The following is a 13,808-nucleotide window of genomic DNA, read 5'->3' as shown; positions in this document are numbered from 1 at the left end:
TCGCGAAACGCGGCGTTAACGCCCCTTCGTCAAACCCTTGGCGCTTCGGACGGCGCAGGGGATCGCGACGATGAAGGGGTGGGTGCCGGCGTCGGTCGCAGCGGTGGCGTTCGGGCTGGGCTGTTTCTGGTATGTCGGCTCGCCCTGGGTGACGCTCTACGGGTTGCGCACCGCGATCGAGAAGCACGATGTCGAGGGCATCATCGGCTATGTCGATTTCGCCGCGCTGCGACAGAACCTCAAGGCGCAGGTCGGTGCGGGCCGGACGGCGCCCACCCCGCGCACCGACGCCAATGGCTGGTCGTTGCCCACGCGGGACACCTCGCGGCTCGCCGCAATCGACGAGCAGATCGACACCTATATCACGCCCGAGACGGTGCGCCTGGTGCTCGCCAGGGCCGGGCCGCCCGAAGACGGGCGCAGCTTCACCGGCGCGGTCAATCCGGCGGGCGAACTGGTTCGCGATGTCGCGCTCGATCGCACGGGGCTCGGCACCTTCGTGGTTCATGCCAGGAATAGCCCCGGCGGGGTCGGCTTCGTGTTCAGCGCGCATGGGCTAAGCTGGCGATTGTCGGGGATCGACGTGCCGGCGAGCATGACTCAGTCCATCGGGAAGCGCATCACCGCCTGGTAGCTTGCGCCGTCGCGGCCGAGCCGGCTTTCGTAGAGGATTAGCGCGTCGAGGCCGAACGGCTCGCTCGTCAGCGCGGCGTTGCGCGCGCGCCATTGCTCGATCGCGGGATCGTTGCCGGCGCTGCGCGGCAGCCGCGCGAGAGTGATGTGGGGCAGATAGGCACGGCGCTCCGGCTCCAGCCCGACCCGTACCAGCGCCTGGTCGACCTTCCTGTGCAACGCCGCCAGCGCGTCGTGCGGCGCGACCCCGGCCCAGAGCGCGTCGACGCGGCCCTGCTTGTCGAACGCGCCGACGCCCGCCAGTGCGACGGTCGGCGCGGGCGCGCAGACCTGGCCTAGCGCGAGCGCAATATCCTCGGCCGCGGGCCGTTCAACCTCGCCGATATAGCGCACGGTCAGGTGAAGCTGATCGTCCTCCTGCCACCGCGCGTGCGGCACCTCTCCTTGCACCGCGGCGAGGGCGCCACGGATCGCAAGCGGCGGACGGAGCGCGACGAACAGGCGGTGCATCGCCGCGCCTTAACCCATTTCGGCCACCCACGTCCCGTCGTGTTTCGCTTGAACAACGCACCCGAACCCACGATATTGTCCGGAAGCGGCCATTGTGGCCGTGCAGAGGAGTTTTTCGATGGCCAACTGGTCTGATCCCCGTCCCGGTCTCGCGCCCGTCGGCGCCGCGACCGATGCGCGTAGCGTCGCGTACGACGCGGGGCTTCGCGCCTACATGCTCTCGGTCTACAATTACATGGCGTCGGCGGTGCTGCTCACCGGCATCGTCGCGATGGGCGTGTTCTATTCGGGCGCATACACCGCGCTGATCAACGCGACCGGGCGCGGCCTGTCGGGGCTGGGCTATATCGTCGCGTTCGCCCCGCTGGGCATCGTGTTCGCGATGAGCTTCGGACAGAACCGGATGGCGACCGGCACGCTCCAGGCGCTGTTCTGGGCCTATGCCGGACTGCTCGGCGCGTCGCTGTCGACGATCTTCCTCGCCTATTCGGGTGCGTCGATCGCGGGCGCGTTCTTCGCCACCGCCGCGGGCTTCGCGGGGCTGAGCCTGTACGGCTACACCACGCAGCGTAACCTGTCGGCGTTCGGCAGCTTCCTGATTGTCGGGCTGGTCGGTCTGATCGTCGCGATGCTGGTCAACGCGTTCCTGCACTCGGGGCCGATGGCACTCGTGATCAGTGTGCTCGGCGTGCTGATCTTCGCCGGCCTGACCGCGTACGACACGCAGCGCACCAAAAGCATCTACAGCTACGTCGCCGGGACCGAGGGCGAGGGCCGCGCCAAGATCATGTCGGCGCTCAACCTGTACCTCGATTTCATCAACATGTTCCTGTTCATCCTGCGCCTGTTCGGCAGCAGCCGGAACTAGGGTTTCGAACACGGTATCGAACGGGCCCGGCGGAGCGATCCGCCGGGCCTTTTCTTTTGCGCGGGAACCGTCCCGCAGCGGCAGCCGTTTTGTACCCGAAACCATTTCAGGAGGCCGAGATGGGCGACCATCCGACGAACACCACCGATGAGGAACGCGTCGCGCAGGACCCGCGGCAGGACGCCGGCCAGGACACGTCGATCGAAAAGCGGCTCAAGAAGGACCCCGAGAACGAGGACGCGCAGCTCGACCGCGGGCTCGACGAATCGATGGACGCGTCCGACCCGCCTTCGGCGACGCAGCCCGGCGACAGCGGCGAGCCGCCCAAATCGTCCGGGTTCGACGAAGCGGCGGAGGCGGAGCGGCAGCAGGATAGCTGATTTTGATCGGCTCACGCCGATGCGCGGTGCCGGCCCGCTCCCCCGCCCGGCCGCCCATAGAATATCCTGACTGGGCGGCCGGGCGGGGGAGCGGGCCGGCACCGCCCTTGCCGACGCAGATGTTGCCTAAATCCCTCACTCGTTAACCGATCGGCACGGCGGACTCGCTTTGTCGCAATCCGCGTTGCGCCGCAGCACGATCCGTGATTCCATCCTGAACGCGGGGCGACTGATGCGTTAAGGCTTACGTTAACCATATCGGCGCATCATCCTCCTCGTACTTGTAGCGGGTGGGGTGTTCGTATGGGTGCCAGCAAGAGACCAGCCGACGGCGCGATGACGCTGTCCGAGATCAAGGAGTTCGCGGGCTTCGCCTCGGCGACGCAGCGCTACATCCGCCGCAGCCTCGACGTGGGCCTCGAGCGTGAGGACGCGATGCTGCGCTGGTCGCGCGACGCGGTCGAGGCCGCTAGCATCCGCGCCCAGGCCCGGATCTACGACCGGCTCGAGGAAATCCGCGCGATGGTGCCCGACGACAGCGGGCTCGACGCGATCGAGATGTTCATGGCGCCGCTGGTGACGGTGACCGCGTTCGACCTGGGGCAGGGGCGGTTGACGAGCTTCTCCGCATATCGCTTCCTGTACGAGCGGTTGATCGGCGCCGAGGTGCGGCCGTGGCTCCCCGGCGCGTTCTGCGCGGGCGCGGCGCTGCCGCATCTCCACCCCGACCTGCGCCGCAAATTGCTGCAATCGATCAGCGAGGCGGCGGCGACGGCGTCGGGCTGGTCGAACCGCCAGCCGAGCTTCTTCCCGGCGTGGGTCGAGAAGGTCGATACGGGGACGGCGCTGTCGAACTGACTCAGCCGCGCAGCGCGCCGGTCAGTTTCTCGCGCGTCACTGGGTAGCCGAGGTCGTCGGGGATGCAGAGGTAGGGCACGCCGTCGCGTTCCTCCGCGAACGGGGTGATCGTGCGCGGCGGGTGCGCCAGCGCGTCGGCGACGGCGTGCGCATAGTCGCTGTATTGCGCGAGCCGTTCGAGGTTGCGGCGGGTCGGGAAGATCACCGCCGCGCGGCCCGCGTCGCACTCGGCCAGCACCTCGGCGGCGCTGGCCCAGAGCAAGCGCACATTCTCGGTATCGTCGACCACAGGCTCCGCCGCGCCGTCGGGCCAGGCGGCGAGGTAGAAGCGCGTGTCGAAGATCCGCATATGGCGGTGCGCGGGCAGCCAGCGCGCGAAATAGGTGAGCGCGGCGAGATCGAGGCTCAGGCCGTGCGCGTCGAGCAGCGGCCCCAGCGCTTCGCCGGCATGGAGCCCGTCACGTAGCGCGGCGAGTGTGGCGGCATCGGGTGCGGGGGTCAGCCCGACGGGCACGCCGGCTTCCTCGATCGTCTCGCGGATCGCGGCGATCCGCGCGGGGCCGTCTTCGGGCTCGAGTTGCAAGGTGGCGGCCAGCGTATAGTCCCCTGGATCGATCCGCCCGCCGGGAAACACCAGCGCGCCGCCCGCGAACACCATCGCCTTGGCGCGCTCGACCATCAGCAGGTCGGGCGCCGCGCCCGCGCGGTCGCGGATCAGGATGAGCGTCGCGGCGGGGATGGCGGGCTGCGGGGCGTCGGACATTGGCCTGCCCTATCAAATCCTCCCCGGGACGGGGAGGGGGACCGCGAAGCGGTGGAGGGGGTGGGCAGCTAACGGGACGCTCGCGGCCACCCCCCCTTCACCACCGACCTGCGGTCGGCGGCCCCCCTCCCCATGAATGGGGAGGATCAGAACAGCCCCGGCGTCTCGCGCTGCGCGGTGCTGGCGTCCTGCGGGACGAGCAGTTCGCGCGGTTGCGCCACGACCGCCTGCTTGCCGCCGAGGCCCGCATTGGCGGTGATCTTGCTGCACGCCTTGCCTTCGAGGAAATCAAGCGCCGAACGCGTCGAGGCCTCGCGCGGGTCGCCGAGCTGGTACGTCACGTCGTCGCCCGCCTGGCAGCTCGCTTCGACGAAATTGGCGAGCCCGTCGTAATAATCGCCGCGCCGGTTGGCGTTCTGCAGCGCGAAGGCGATCACGCGCAGCCGGTCGTCGCATGCCGATTTGTCGATCGCGATCTGGCCGACCGGCTTGCCATAGGTGTTGGTGCCGATCAGCGCGGCGTTGGCGTGGAGGTAAGGGACCATGCCGTTGATCACGAGCTCGCTCGCCGACGCGGTGCCGCCGGTGCCGATGAACGCGACCTTGGTCGGCGCGATCGCCTCGGGCTGGGTCGTGAACATATGGGTCGAGTTGTTCGACGACTTTTCGGGGCGGAAGGTGGTGTATTCGAACACCTCGCTCGACGACCGGTTGCGCCCCATCAAATCGCCCATCAGGTCGGCGATCGAGATCAGCCCGCCGCCGTTGTAGCGCAGGTCGATGACGATGTTGGTGATGCCGGCGGCGCGGAAACTGTTGAACGCCGCGCGCAACGCCGGGTCGGCGGTGGTGATGAAGGTGCGCAGGTTGATGTAGCCGTATTGCTGGCCGCCCTCGGTGATGACCTTCGCGCCGTAGCGGCTCGACACCGGGGTCAGCGAGTAGTCGGTCTTGGTCACGGTGACCGTGCTGGTCACACCGGCGGTCACCACCTTGAGCACGCGCGACGTGCCAGCGGTCGACGGCCCGAGCGCATCGCTGACGCCTTGCGCGCCCGACGACGTGAAGATGTCACTGACGTTCTGGAGGTTCGCGGTGGTCGTGCCGATCGCGATGATCTCGCTCCCGCGGTCGATCCCGGCGGCTAGCGCGGGTGCGCCCTCGAAGCTTTCGGCGACGAACAGGCGTTTGGCGACGCTGTCGTACGACAGGCGCACGCCGAACCCGGCACTCGACCCGGAATTATAGTATGCGTCCTCGCTCGCGATCGAGGTGAGGTAGGTGAAATAGCGGTCCTTGTGCTGCGCGCGCGCGGTCGCGGTCAGCGCATCGATATAGTCACCGACGGTGGTGTACGGCGTCGGGTCGAGGCTCGCCGGGAGCGTGTCGGGGAAGAGATACCATTCCTTGAGCTGCGCCGCGGCCCAGTCCTGGCGCTCGCGCAGCGTGCAGCCCGTCGCAGTGGTGCCGCCGCCACCACTGGTGCCGGTCGAGCCGCCGCCGCCCGAAGCGAGCGTGCTGCCGCTGCCGCCACCGCCGCAGCCGCTCACCATCGCCAGCGCGGCGACCGCGCTCATCGCCCGGCCCAGTCTATTCCCCATAACACCCTCTTTTAACACGCCGAATCCCCACCGACCGGCATTGCTGCCCTAGTCGATCGCGCGGGCAAAGTCACTGATCTGCGACAGCACATTGCCAAGCCCGACCGCAACCGGCATTCCCGCTCGCGTGACGCGCAAGATCATCCACGTCGACATGGATGCGTTCTTCGCCTCGGTCGAGCAGCGCGACGACCCTGCGCTCAGGGGCAGACCGGTCGCGGTCGGATCGGCGACCGGGCGCGGCGTGGTCGCGGCGGCGAGCTACGAAGCGCGCACGTTCGGCGTGCGGTCGGCGATGCCGTCGGTGGTCGCGCTGCGGCGCTGTCCCGACCTCGTGTTCGTGCCGCACCGCTTCGACGTCTATCGCCATGTGTCGCGGCAGATCCGCGAGATCTTCCACGATTACACGCCACTGGTCGAACCGCTGTCGCTCGACGAGGCCTATCTCGACGTGACGGCCAATCTCAAGGGGTTACCGTCGGCTACTGCCACGGCAGCTGAAATCCGCGCACGCATCCTCGACGTGACGCGGCTGACCGCGTCGGCGGGGATTTCGTACAACAAGTTTCTCGCCAAGCTCGCGTCGGACCAGAACAAGCCCAACGGCCAGTTCGTCATCCCGCCGGGGCAGGGGGCGGATTTCGTCGCGACGCTGCCGGTCGGGCGGTTCCACGGCATCGGACCCAAGACCGCGGAGAAGCTCAACCTGCTCGGCATCGCGACCGGCGCCGATCTGCGCGCGCGCGACCCGGCGTTTCTGATCGCGCATTTCGGCAAATCGGGGGCCTGGTACCACAAGATCGCGCACGGCGAGGACGATCGCGAAGTGACGCCCGACCGACCGCGCAAATCTTCAGGCTCGGAGACAACGTTCGAACACGATCTTGAGACACCGGATGAGGTTCTGGCGGCGGTGCGGCGCATGGCCGACCAGGTGTGGGACTGGGTCGAGCGCACGCGCACGTCGGGCAAGACGGTGGTGGTGAAGGCGCGCTACGCCGATTTCCGCATCGTCACGCGGTCGAAAACGCTGACTGCGCCGGTCGCGAGCCACGCCGACCTGATCGCGGTGTCCGAACGGCTCGTCGCGACGCTGTTCCCGTTGCGCACGGGCATCCGGCTGATCGGTGTGACGCTCGCCTCGATGGCGCCGCTCGACGAGGCGGATCAGCTGGCGTTGCCGGTTGCGTAACGCTGTCCCCTCCCGCTTGCGGGAGGGGCTAGGGGAGGGCAAGGGCGCTTTGTTGGGTGACACGCCCTCCCCCGGCCCCTCCCGCGAGCGGGAGGGGAGTTAAGAAAAGCGGTGCGGGTCGAAGCACCCGGCATCGCGATCGGGTTTCCCTGCCAACTCCCCCGCGATAATCTCCGCCGCGAGCGCGGCGAACGACACGCCGTTGCCGCCGAACGCGCTAGCCAGCCGGAGTTGGTCTCGGCCCTTGACCCGCCCGATCGCGGGAAGGCCGTCGGGCGAGCCGCCGAACGCGGCGCTCCACGCGCAGTCGATTGCCACATCGGGCACGCCGATCATCGCGGCGAGCTTGCCCGCGATCGTCCCGCTCTTTGCGCCGATCAGCGCGTCGCGTTGCCGCGCGTCGGCGAAATCCTCGTCCTCGCCGCCGGCGATCACGCGGCCGTCGGCGGTCGCACGGGTGTAGAGATAGGGCGCCGACGCTTCCCAGATCATTGCGTCTTGCCGCCACAGCGGCGCGGTGCCCGGTGCGGTGGCGATGGCGTAGCTCGACCCGAGCGAGAAGGCGGGCGGCAGGAACCATGTCGCGCGCTCGTAGCCCGAGGCGAGGATGATGTCGGTCGCCTCGATCCGGCCACCGCCGTCGAGCATCAGCGCATTGCCCTCGATCCCGACGACGTCGCACGGGAAATGGACCGACGCGCCGCGGGCCCGCGCCCGGCGCAGCAGCCCGTGGGTCAGCCCCACCGGATCGACTTCGTAGCAGCTGTCCGACAGCAACGCGGCGCGTGGTGCGATGCCGAAGCGCTCGGCGACGGCCGGCGCATCGAGGAAGGTCGAGGGCAAGCCATGTGCGGCGCGCATCTCGCCCTCGGCACGCAGCGCCTCCTCATCGAGCAGCGTGCCCGCGAGATACAGTTCGGGCCGGTCGATCCGCGTGCAGTCGATGCCGCTCGCGTCGATGTGCTCGGCGAGCCGCCGCATCGCGTCGCGCACTCGCCGCCAGCGCCGCGCGGCCTCTTTCTCGCCGATCGTGCGCGCGAGGTGCGTCAGCGGCATGTCCGCCGCCCACATCACCAACGCGGTCGAGGCGGCGGTGCTGCCGTGCGCGGGCGGGCGGCGGTCGAGCAGCAGTACGCGGCGCCCCTCGGCGGTCAGCCGGTCGGCCAGCATCGCGCCGACAACCCCCGCGCCGACGATTGCGATATCGACCGCGCCATTCGGCAACGGGTCGGACGGCGGGACATCGTCGATATCGGCGGTCCAGCACGGGCAACCCCCGCGCAAGTCGCGATGCTCGGTCAGCCCGAGCGTCGATCGGCTCACTTGAGGAACGGCTTGCCCTCGTGCGCCACCAACAGGTCGTGCATGTCGGCGGCGTGATCCTCCTCGTCGGCGAGGATGTGTTCGAGCATGATCCGCGTGGTCGGATCGTCGTCGCCAAAGTGACGGATCAATTCCTGGTAATGCTCGATCACCAGCCGCTCGGCGACGAGGTTGTCCTTGAGCATCTGCACCAGATTGCCGCCGTTGCCGTATTCGGTCGCGGCGCGGCTCGCGAGGCCGGCGGGGTCGAAATTGGGCACGCCGCCCAGCTGGTCGATGCGGTTGGCGGCCATCAGCATATGCTCGCGCTCGCTGTCGGCGTGCTCCTGGAATTCCTCGGCGACGCTCTTGCTGTCGATCCCCTCGGCGGCGATCGCGTGCATCTGATAGCGCAGCACGCAGACCAGCTCGGTCGCGACCACGGTCTGGAGCAGCTCGATCGTCTGGTCGACACTGCCCTTGTAGCTCGGCATCACCGGGCCGTCGTCGAGCGATTGCTTCGCGCGCGCCCGCAGCGTCTTCACATCGGTCAGGAAAGCGGTTTCGGGTTTCGTCGTGTCGGCCATCGCGCGCTCCAGCATTCGTTACGGTGCAGATACGAACCATGCGTGGGGAAGTTCCCCTAACCCCTGTTAAGTTCGAAGCCGCATCCCCATCATGGGGTGATCAACCGAAGGGAGCTCGCCCGTGACCGATGCCGCCGACTATGTGCCGCCCAAGGTGTGGACCTGGAACAAGGAGAACGGCGGGGCCTTCGCCGCGATCAACCGGCCGATCGCGGGCGCGACGCACGACAAGGACCTGCCGGTCGGCAAGCATCCGTTGCAGCTTTATTCGCTGGCGACGCCCAACGGGGTGAAGGTGACGGTGATGCTCGAGGAGTTGCTCGCGCTGGGGCACGCAGGCGCGGAGTACGATGCGTGGCTGATCCGCATCAACCAGGGCGACCAGTTCGGCAGCGGGTTCGTCGCCGCCAATCCCAATTCCAAGATCCCGGCGCTGGTCGATCATACCGATCCCGCCGCCCCGGTGCGCGTGTTCGAATCGGGCGCGATCCTGGTCTATCTGGCGGAGAAGTTCGGGGCGTTTCTGCCCGCCGACTATCCGGCGCGTGCGGAAGTCCTGTCGTGGCTGATGTGGCAGATGGGGTCGGCGCCGTTCCTGGGCGGCGGGTTCGGGCATTTCTACGCCTATGCGCCGACCAAGCAGGAATATCCGATCGACCGCTATGCGATGGAGGTGAAGCGGCAGCTCGACGTGCTCGACCGCCGGCTGGGCGAGAGCGAGTATCTCGGCGGGCCGGACTATACGATCGCCGACATGGCGGCGGCGCCGTGGTACGGCGCGCTGGTCAAGGGGCTGGCCTATGATGCGGCCGAATTCCTGTCGGTCCACGAGTACACGAACGTCATCCGCTGGACCGACCAGATCTTCGCGCGCCCGGCGGTCAAGCGCGGGCGGATGGTCAACCGCGTGATGGGCGACCCGGCGAGCCAGCTCCACGAACGCCACGACGCGAGCGACTTCGAGACGAAGACGCAGGACAAGCTCGCGCCTGCGGAGTGACTCGCGCTAGCGCGGCATCCCGCTCAGCCCGCTCGCGTCGCGCAGCGCTTGGCCCTTCAGCCGGTAGCCGTCGAGGAACACGGTTTCGACGTGCCGCAAATTGCGGAGATCTTTCGACACGTCGCCGTCGACCAGGATGATGTCGGCCGTCTTGCCCACCGCGATCGACCCCACGCGGTCGGCCATCCCGGTCATCCGCGCCGGTATGATCGTCGCGGTCTGGAGCGACTGCGCGTTGGTCAGCCCCGCGACCTGGTACAGTTCGAGCTCGCGCACCAGTTCGAGCCCGTAGCCGTCGGTTCCGGCGACGATCCGCACGCCGGCCTGGTGGAGCCGGCCGACCAGTTCGACCATCTTGTCGAAGCTCTTGCGGAAATCGTCGCGCGTCAGCCCGCCGAACAGCGGGTAGCCGCCGATCCGCCAGCCGCGCACGACCGACGGCGGCGCGACATCGGCGAACGGCGCATATTCGGGCGACAGCGCGCTGCCGTCGGAGGTCATCAGCGGCTCCCACACGGTCAGCGTCGGGTCGATGATCGTGCCGCGCCGCGACAGCTCGGCATAGAACGCCTTCATCATCGGCGAGTCGAGGTCGACGTCCTTGCCGTATTTCGCCGGGCCTTCGAGCCGCGCGGCGGTGTTGGCCTTGTCGACCACGTCCTGCGGCATCGCCTGCATCATGATGAAGTTGATGTGCGTGACCTCGTCATACCCCGCGCGCACCGCATCGAGCGGACGCATGCCGGCGGGGACGTGGCCGTGGACGTGCAGGCCCAGTCTGTGCGCTTCCTTCGCACCCGGCGCGATCCACGCCGGGTTCATCGAGGTGTAGAACTTGGCCCCCCACAGACCGGCCTTCTTGATCTTGTCGACCGCCGCGATCGTTTCCGCCGCCGACGACACGGTCAGCGCGCCCTGCGCCGCGAGCGGGTCCTTGCGGTCGATGATCACGGAGATCTTGCCGTCGGGCGCGAGCAAATCGCCCGCCGCGCGGCGCTTGTAGATGCTCAGCGCGTCCTCGATCAGCGAGCCGGGGCTGCGATAGTTCGTCATGCCGGTCGCGACATTCTGGAGCAGGTTCCAGTCGTCGCCGACATGCTGGTGCGAGTCCCACAGCCCGGGGAGCAAGGTCTTGCCGCGCCCGTCGATCCGCGTCGTGCCGGCGGGCGCCTTGATCGTACCCGCCGCACCGACCGCGGTGACCTTGCCGCCCGAAATCAGCACCGCGCGGTTGGGCAGGTACCGCCCGCCGACCGAATCGAACAACAGCACATGTTCGACCAGCGTCGGCGTGTGGTTGGCGGGCGCGAGGAAACGATGCGCGATGTCGCGGACCATCGCCGCGGTCGCCTTGTCCTGGATATCCTTCAGCTTCGGACCGTCGGCCTCATACCCTTCGGGCAGCAGCGAGATCGTGCCGGCATTGCCGAAGAAACGGTTGTTCGCGTCGAGCCACACCGGGCTGGGCGAAAAGCCGTAGCCGCGGATGAAGGCGAGTTTGAGCGTCTGCTTGCCCCTGGGCCCGTCGATCTGCATCGGCTGGCCGATGCTGATCGCGGCGTGGCCCGACGGGAGCAGGTCGATCCCCTTGTCCCCCGCGGCGACCAGCGCCTCGACGTCCATTTCGCTCGCGAGCCACGGCCCGCCGTAGCTGTTGTAGCGCTTGCCCGCGAACGGTGCGGAGCCAGCGTCGACCGCGGTCTTCCACTGCGCATTGCCGGCGCCGTCGACGCTGAAATTCTCGGTCGCATCGCCCGAATCGGTGAAGCCGCGGATCGCGAGATTGGTCGGGCGCTGGTCGGGGCCCATCGTCACGACCTCGTCGGTCTCGGTCACCCAGCCGCGCAGCGACATCGACATCCGATAGGCGATGCGCCCGTCGGGCAGTTTCCACGACCAGACGTCGCCATGCTTCCCCGCGGTCGAACTGATCGTGAAATGCCGCGCGCCGGCCGGCGGGGCGAGCAATTGTTCCTTGGGCGTGGAGGGAGTCTCGGCGGGGCGCCCCCCGGCAACCGCGGCTGACGTGACGAGCAACGACGCGAGCAGGATTCGGCGCATGATGTCCCCCTTTCGACCCCCTAAGGCGCGGGGAGACTGCCAAGCCGATTCGTCTTGCGCAAGGTCGGCGCAGGGCGACTGCGCTCAGAAGGCGACGTACGGCCCGTTGACGTTGCCCGCCGGCCGGCCCTCGATCGCGGTATAGACCGTCCGCCCGAAGAAGAACGGGATGCCGAAATCGAAGCTGTTCGCGAACGGCAGCGGCGGTTTAACCAGCGTCGGGTTGACCCCGAGCCCCGGCGCGACGGTTGACGTGCCCGAGACGTCGAGCGGGCTGTAGAGCGTGAACGCCCCGCTCGCGGTCGCGCCGTTGGTCGCGGTCAGCAACGGTGACAGCGGTGTCGGCGCGGCCGGGCAGTAAAAGGCGATCAGGTCGGCGTCGGTGCAGGGATTGAGGCTGGTGTCGATGAAGAAATAATCGTTGCTGCCGCTGTCGAGAAAGCTCTGGGTCAATTGCTTGCCGTTGTAGGTCGCGGTGAGCAGGCCCGCGCCCAGCCGGCTCGACGAAGTGGTTAGCGGCAACACGTTCGTCGCGGCGAGGCTGTTGTCGCCCTGCGTACCGATCCCGAAAGTGACGCTACCGGTCAGCGAGGGCAGGCCGTGCTGCGGCACCGTTGGGAGCGTGATGATCGTGCCGTTGTTGTCGGTCGGGAAGGCCGCGACCGGATTGGGCAATTGCTGGAACGGCGCGGTGGCGTTGGCGGCGCGGCCGATGATGCTGCTGCACCCGCTCGACGGACAATCGTAATAGATCGCCCCCGAGGAGCCGCCGTTGACCGTGCAGAAGCTGCCGCAGTCGGTGGTCGTCGTGCCCACGCCGATGATCCCGTTGGCGCCGAAATCCTGCACCGTCGCGATCGAGGTGCCGCCGCCCGACGAGCAACTCGACGGTACGCTCGCGAAGGTGCCGCTGTCGCCGATCGCCTGAAACGGCATGTTCGCGACCTTTTCCCCCGCGATCGAGAAGTCCGCCGTGCGCACCGACCCGAACGCGTAGGAATTCACATATTGATAGCATTCGCCGACCGCGTTGTTCGACGTGTCGCTCTCGGTCGGGAGCGCGGCGAGCAGGCTCGCGTTGAGCACCGGCTGGATGATGCGCAGGCCGACCGATCCGGTGTCGAGGATGATATGGTCGATCGTCTGGCAATTGGTCGCCGAGCCCGGCGCGCAGATCGTGACGGTGACATAGGGCTCGTTGAACGCGGTGTACGGGTTGAGGCCCTGGTTGAGCTCGGCGGGCCCGGCGTCGAGCGTGAGCGTCGCGGTGTTGGCCGTCGCGGTGGGCGTCGGGGTCGGGCTGGGCGTTGGCGTGGGTGTCGGGGTCACGACGATCGGCGCCGCGGATGTCGTGCCGCTGCCGCCGCACGCCGCGAGCGCCAGCGCGAGGAACAGGCCGCCGAGCGGCTTGCGGACACTCATGGCTGCACCGCCAGGTCGCTGGTCGAGAAACCGGGGGGTGCGAGCGAGGGCACATACGCCACGCCGTGGAACCAGCCCATATGGCCGCCGGCCTGGATCTGCAGATCGGTCCGCGCGACCTGCGGCGGATGGCGCAGCGAATGCATCGCGCGCGCGGTCGCGGCGCTGTCCGCCTGGAACGCCGCGAAATAGCGGCCGAGCAAGGTGCTGAGATCGGGCTTGCCCGGCCCCGACCAAGTCACCGCGAAGACGACGCCGTTGGCGTTCGTGAACTCGCGCACCATGCCGCCGTTCGGGCGCGTCAGTTCGTGGCGTATGAACCGCCCCATTGGGAACGAGGCGATGCGGGCGTTCATCCGCGCCTGATCACCAGTGACGCTGGACGCCGCTTCCCCCAATTTCGCCTTCGCGACAGGGGAGAAGAAAAAGCAACTTGTCGCGATAGCGGCTGCGGTGATGCGAGGAGGTAAAGACACGGCCGGGGGACCTTTCAAACGCCGATCGCCGCTACCCTCCCAAGCGCTGCGGTCGACGTGCAGCCTATTCCTCGCCTGAAGCATGTCAACGGCCTTGTTCGGCCACGACAATAACTGCGCCTCTGACCTATCGGAAATTGCGGTGAATAGCTTGA

14 protein-coding genes are annotated in these 13,808 nt (G+C 68.1%); 6 read left to right on the top strand and 8 right to left on the bottom strand.

Annotated elements, in window-relative coordinates; genetic code table 11:
* Window positions 1-37: 37 nt before the first annotated feature.
* Window positions 38-634 carry a DUF2939 domain-containing protein gene (locus tag E7773_RS13545; protein WP_293992209.1) on the top strand — a complete coding sequence of 199 codons (597 nt, stop codon included), beginning with the start codon at window positions 38-40 and terminating at the stop codon, window positions 632-634.
* On the opposite strand, the gene thpR is transcribed toward E7773_RS13545, so the two are convergent.
* Complete coding sequence (thpR, locus tag E7773_RS13540) at window positions 601-1,143, bottom strand: RNA 2',3'-cyclic phosphodiesterase (protein WP_293992207.1); 543 nt, start codon at window positions 1,141-1,143, stop codon at window positions 601-603. The two genes, E7773_RS13545 and thpR, sit on opposite strands and share 34 nt — an antisense overlap.
* Before the next feature lie 118 nt (window positions 1,144-1,261).
* Here thpR and E7773_RS13535 point away from each other — a divergent pair, with 118 nt between their 5' ends.
* The 3 genes from E7773_RS13535 to E7773_RS13525 all read left to right on the top strand — a co-directional run bounded on the left by E7773_RS13535 (window position 1,262) and on the right by E7773_RS13525 (window position 3,249).
* Window positions 1,262-2,011: a Bax inhibitor-1/YccA family protein gene (locus E7773_RS13535; protein WP_293992205.1), complete on the top strand. Its 750-nt coding sequence runs from the start codon at window positions 1,262-1,264 to the stop codon at window positions 2,009-2,011.
* Between the two features lie 119 nt (window positions 2,012-2,130).
* On the top strand, window positions 2,131-2,391 hold the full coding sequence (locus tag E7773_RS13530; protein WP_293992203.1) for a hypothetical protein: 261 nt from the start codon (window positions 2,131-2,133) through the stop codon (window positions 2,389-2,391).
* Window positions 2,392-2,694: 303 nt separating this feature from the next.
* Window positions 2,695-3,249 (top strand): hypothetical protein, encoded by a 555-nt coding sequence (locus E7773_RS13525; protein ID WP_293992201.1) that lies wholly within the window; start codon window positions 2,695-2,697, stop codon window positions 3,247-3,249.
* A 1-nt stretch (window position 3,250) separates the two neighbouring features.
* Here the strand turns inward: E7773_RS13525 and E7773_RS13520 are convergent, their stop codons facing one another.
* Both E7773_RS13520 and E7773_RS13515 read right to left on the bottom strand, forming a co-directional pair.
* Window positions 3,251-4,012: an NUDIX domain-containing protein gene (locus tag E7773_RS13520; RefSeq protein ID WP_293992199.1), complete on the bottom strand. Its 762-nt coding sequence runs from the start codon at window positions 4,010-4,012 to the stop codon at window positions 3,251-3,253.
* A gap of 146 nt (window positions 4,013-4,158) precedes the next feature.
* Window positions 4,159-5,589: a S41 family peptidase gene (locus E7773_RS13515; RefSeq protein ID WP_293992197.1), complete on the bottom strand. Its 1,431-nt coding sequence runs from the start codon at window positions 5,587-5,589 to the stop codon at window positions 4,159-4,161.
* 151 nt (window positions 5,590-5,740) lie between these two features.
* On the opposite strand from E7773_RS13515, the gene dinB reads away from it, so the two are divergent.
* Entirely contained in the window at window positions 5,741-6,805 is a 1,065-nt protein-coding gene (gene dinB / locus E7773_RS13510; RefSeq protein ID WP_293992194.1) for a DNA polymerase IV, read from the top strand.
* A gap of 99 nt (window positions 6,806-6,904) precedes the next feature.
* Here dinB and E7773_RS13505 read toward each other — a convergent pair whose 3' ends face one another.
* Both E7773_RS13505 and E7773_RS13500 read right to left on the bottom strand, forming a co-directional pair.
* A complete protein-coding gene (locus E7773_RS13505) occupies window positions 6,905-8,128 on the bottom strand; it encodes an FAD-dependent oxidoreductase (protein WP_293992192.1) in 1,224 nt (407 codons plus the stop codon).
* A complete protein-coding gene (locus tag E7773_RS13500; RefSeq protein WP_293992190.1) occupies window positions 8,125-8,694 on the bottom strand; it encodes a ferritin-like domain-containing protein in 570 nt (189 codons plus the stop codon). The genes E7773_RS13505 and E7773_RS13500 overlap by 4 nt, the downstream gene beginning before the upstream one ends.
* Window positions 8,695-8,815: 121 nt before the next feature.
* Here E7773_RS13500 and yghU point away from each other — a divergent pair, with 121 nt between their 5' ends.
* Entirely contained in the window at window positions 8,816-9,694 is an 879-nt protein-coding gene (yghU, locus tag E7773_RS13495) for a glutathione-dependent disulfide-bond oxidoreductase (protein ID WP_293992187.1), read from the top strand.
* Window positions 9,695-9,700: 6 nt separating this feature from the next.
* Here yghU and E7773_RS13490 read toward each other — a convergent pair whose 3' ends face one another.
* From E7773_RS13490 to E7773_RS13480, 3 genes are all read right to left on the bottom strand, one after another.
* Complete coding sequence (locus tag E7773_RS13490; protein ID WP_293992185.1) at window positions 9,701-11,755, bottom strand: amidohydrolase family protein; 2,055 nt, start codon at window positions 11,753-11,755, stop codon at window positions 9,701-9,703.
* A gap of 84 nt (window positions 11,756-11,839) precedes the next feature.
* Window positions 11,840-13,177: a DUF3443 family protein gene (locus E7773_RS13485; protein WP_293992184.1), complete on the bottom strand. Its 1,338-nt coding sequence runs from the start codon at window positions 13,175-13,177 to the stop codon at window positions 11,840-11,842.
* Window positions 13,174-13,737 carry a DUF2844 domain-containing protein gene (locus E7773_RS13480; protein ID WP_293992183.1) on the bottom strand — a complete coding sequence of 188 codons (564 nt, stop codon included), beginning with the start codon at window positions 13,735-13,737 and terminating at the stop codon, window positions 13,174-13,176. Before E7773_RS13480 ends, E7773_RS13485 begins: the two co-directional genes overlap by 4 nt.
* Window positions 13,738-13,808: the final 71 nt, after the last annotated feature.

Origin of the sequence: Sphingomonas sp. (genome assembly GCF_004799495.1) — a bacterium.
Lineage (GTDB): Bacteria > Pseudomonadota > Alphaproteobacteria > Sphingomonadales > Sphingomonadaceae > Sphingomonas.
Note: the sequence above shows the minus strand (reverse complement) of the source record. Positions and strands in the feature narration are given on the sequence as shown.

Bases quoted from the DNA above. Each gene is read 5' to 3' on its own strand.
- thpR (WP_293992207.1), bottom strand. From the start codon at position 1,143: ATGCACCGCCTGTTCGTCGCGCTCCGTCCGCCGCTTGCGATCCGTGGC.
- E7773_RS13535 (WP_293992205.1), top strand. From the start codon at position 1,262: ATGGCCAACTGGTCTGATCCCCGTCCCGGTCTCGCGCCCGTCGGCGCC.
- E7773_RS13530 (WP_293992203.1), top strand. From the start codon at position 2,131: ATGGGCGACCATCCGACGAACACCACCGATGAGGAACGCGTCGCGCAG.
- E7773_RS13525 (WP_293992201.1), top strand. From the start codon at position 2,695: ATGGGTGCCAGCAAGAGACCAGCCGACGGCGCGATGACGCTGTCCGAG.
- E7773_RS13520 (WP_293992199.1), bottom strand. From the start codon at position 4,012: ATGTCCGACGCCCCGCAGCCCGCCATCCCCGCCGCGACGCTCATCCTG.
- E7773_RS13515 (WP_293992197.1), bottom strand. From the start codon at position 5,589: ATGAGCGCGGTCGCCGCGCTGGCGATGGTGAGCGGCTGCGGCGGTGGC.
- E7773_RS13500 (WP_293992190.1), bottom strand. From the start codon at position 8,694: ATGGCCGACACGACGAAACCCGAAACCGCTTTCCTGACCGATGTGAAG.
- E7773_RS13490 (WP_293992185.1), bottom strand. From the start codon at position 11,755: ATGCGCCGAATCCTGCTCGCGTCGTTGCTCGTCACGTCAGCCGCGGTT.
- E7773_RS13485 (WP_293992184.1), bottom strand. From the start codon at position 13,177: ATGAGTGTCCGCAAGCCGCTCGGCGGCCTGTTCCTCGCGCTGGCGCTC.
- E7773_RS13480 (WP_293992183.1), bottom strand. From the start codon at position 13,737: ATGCTTCAGGCGAGGAATAGGCTGCACGTCGACCGCAGCGCTTGGGAG.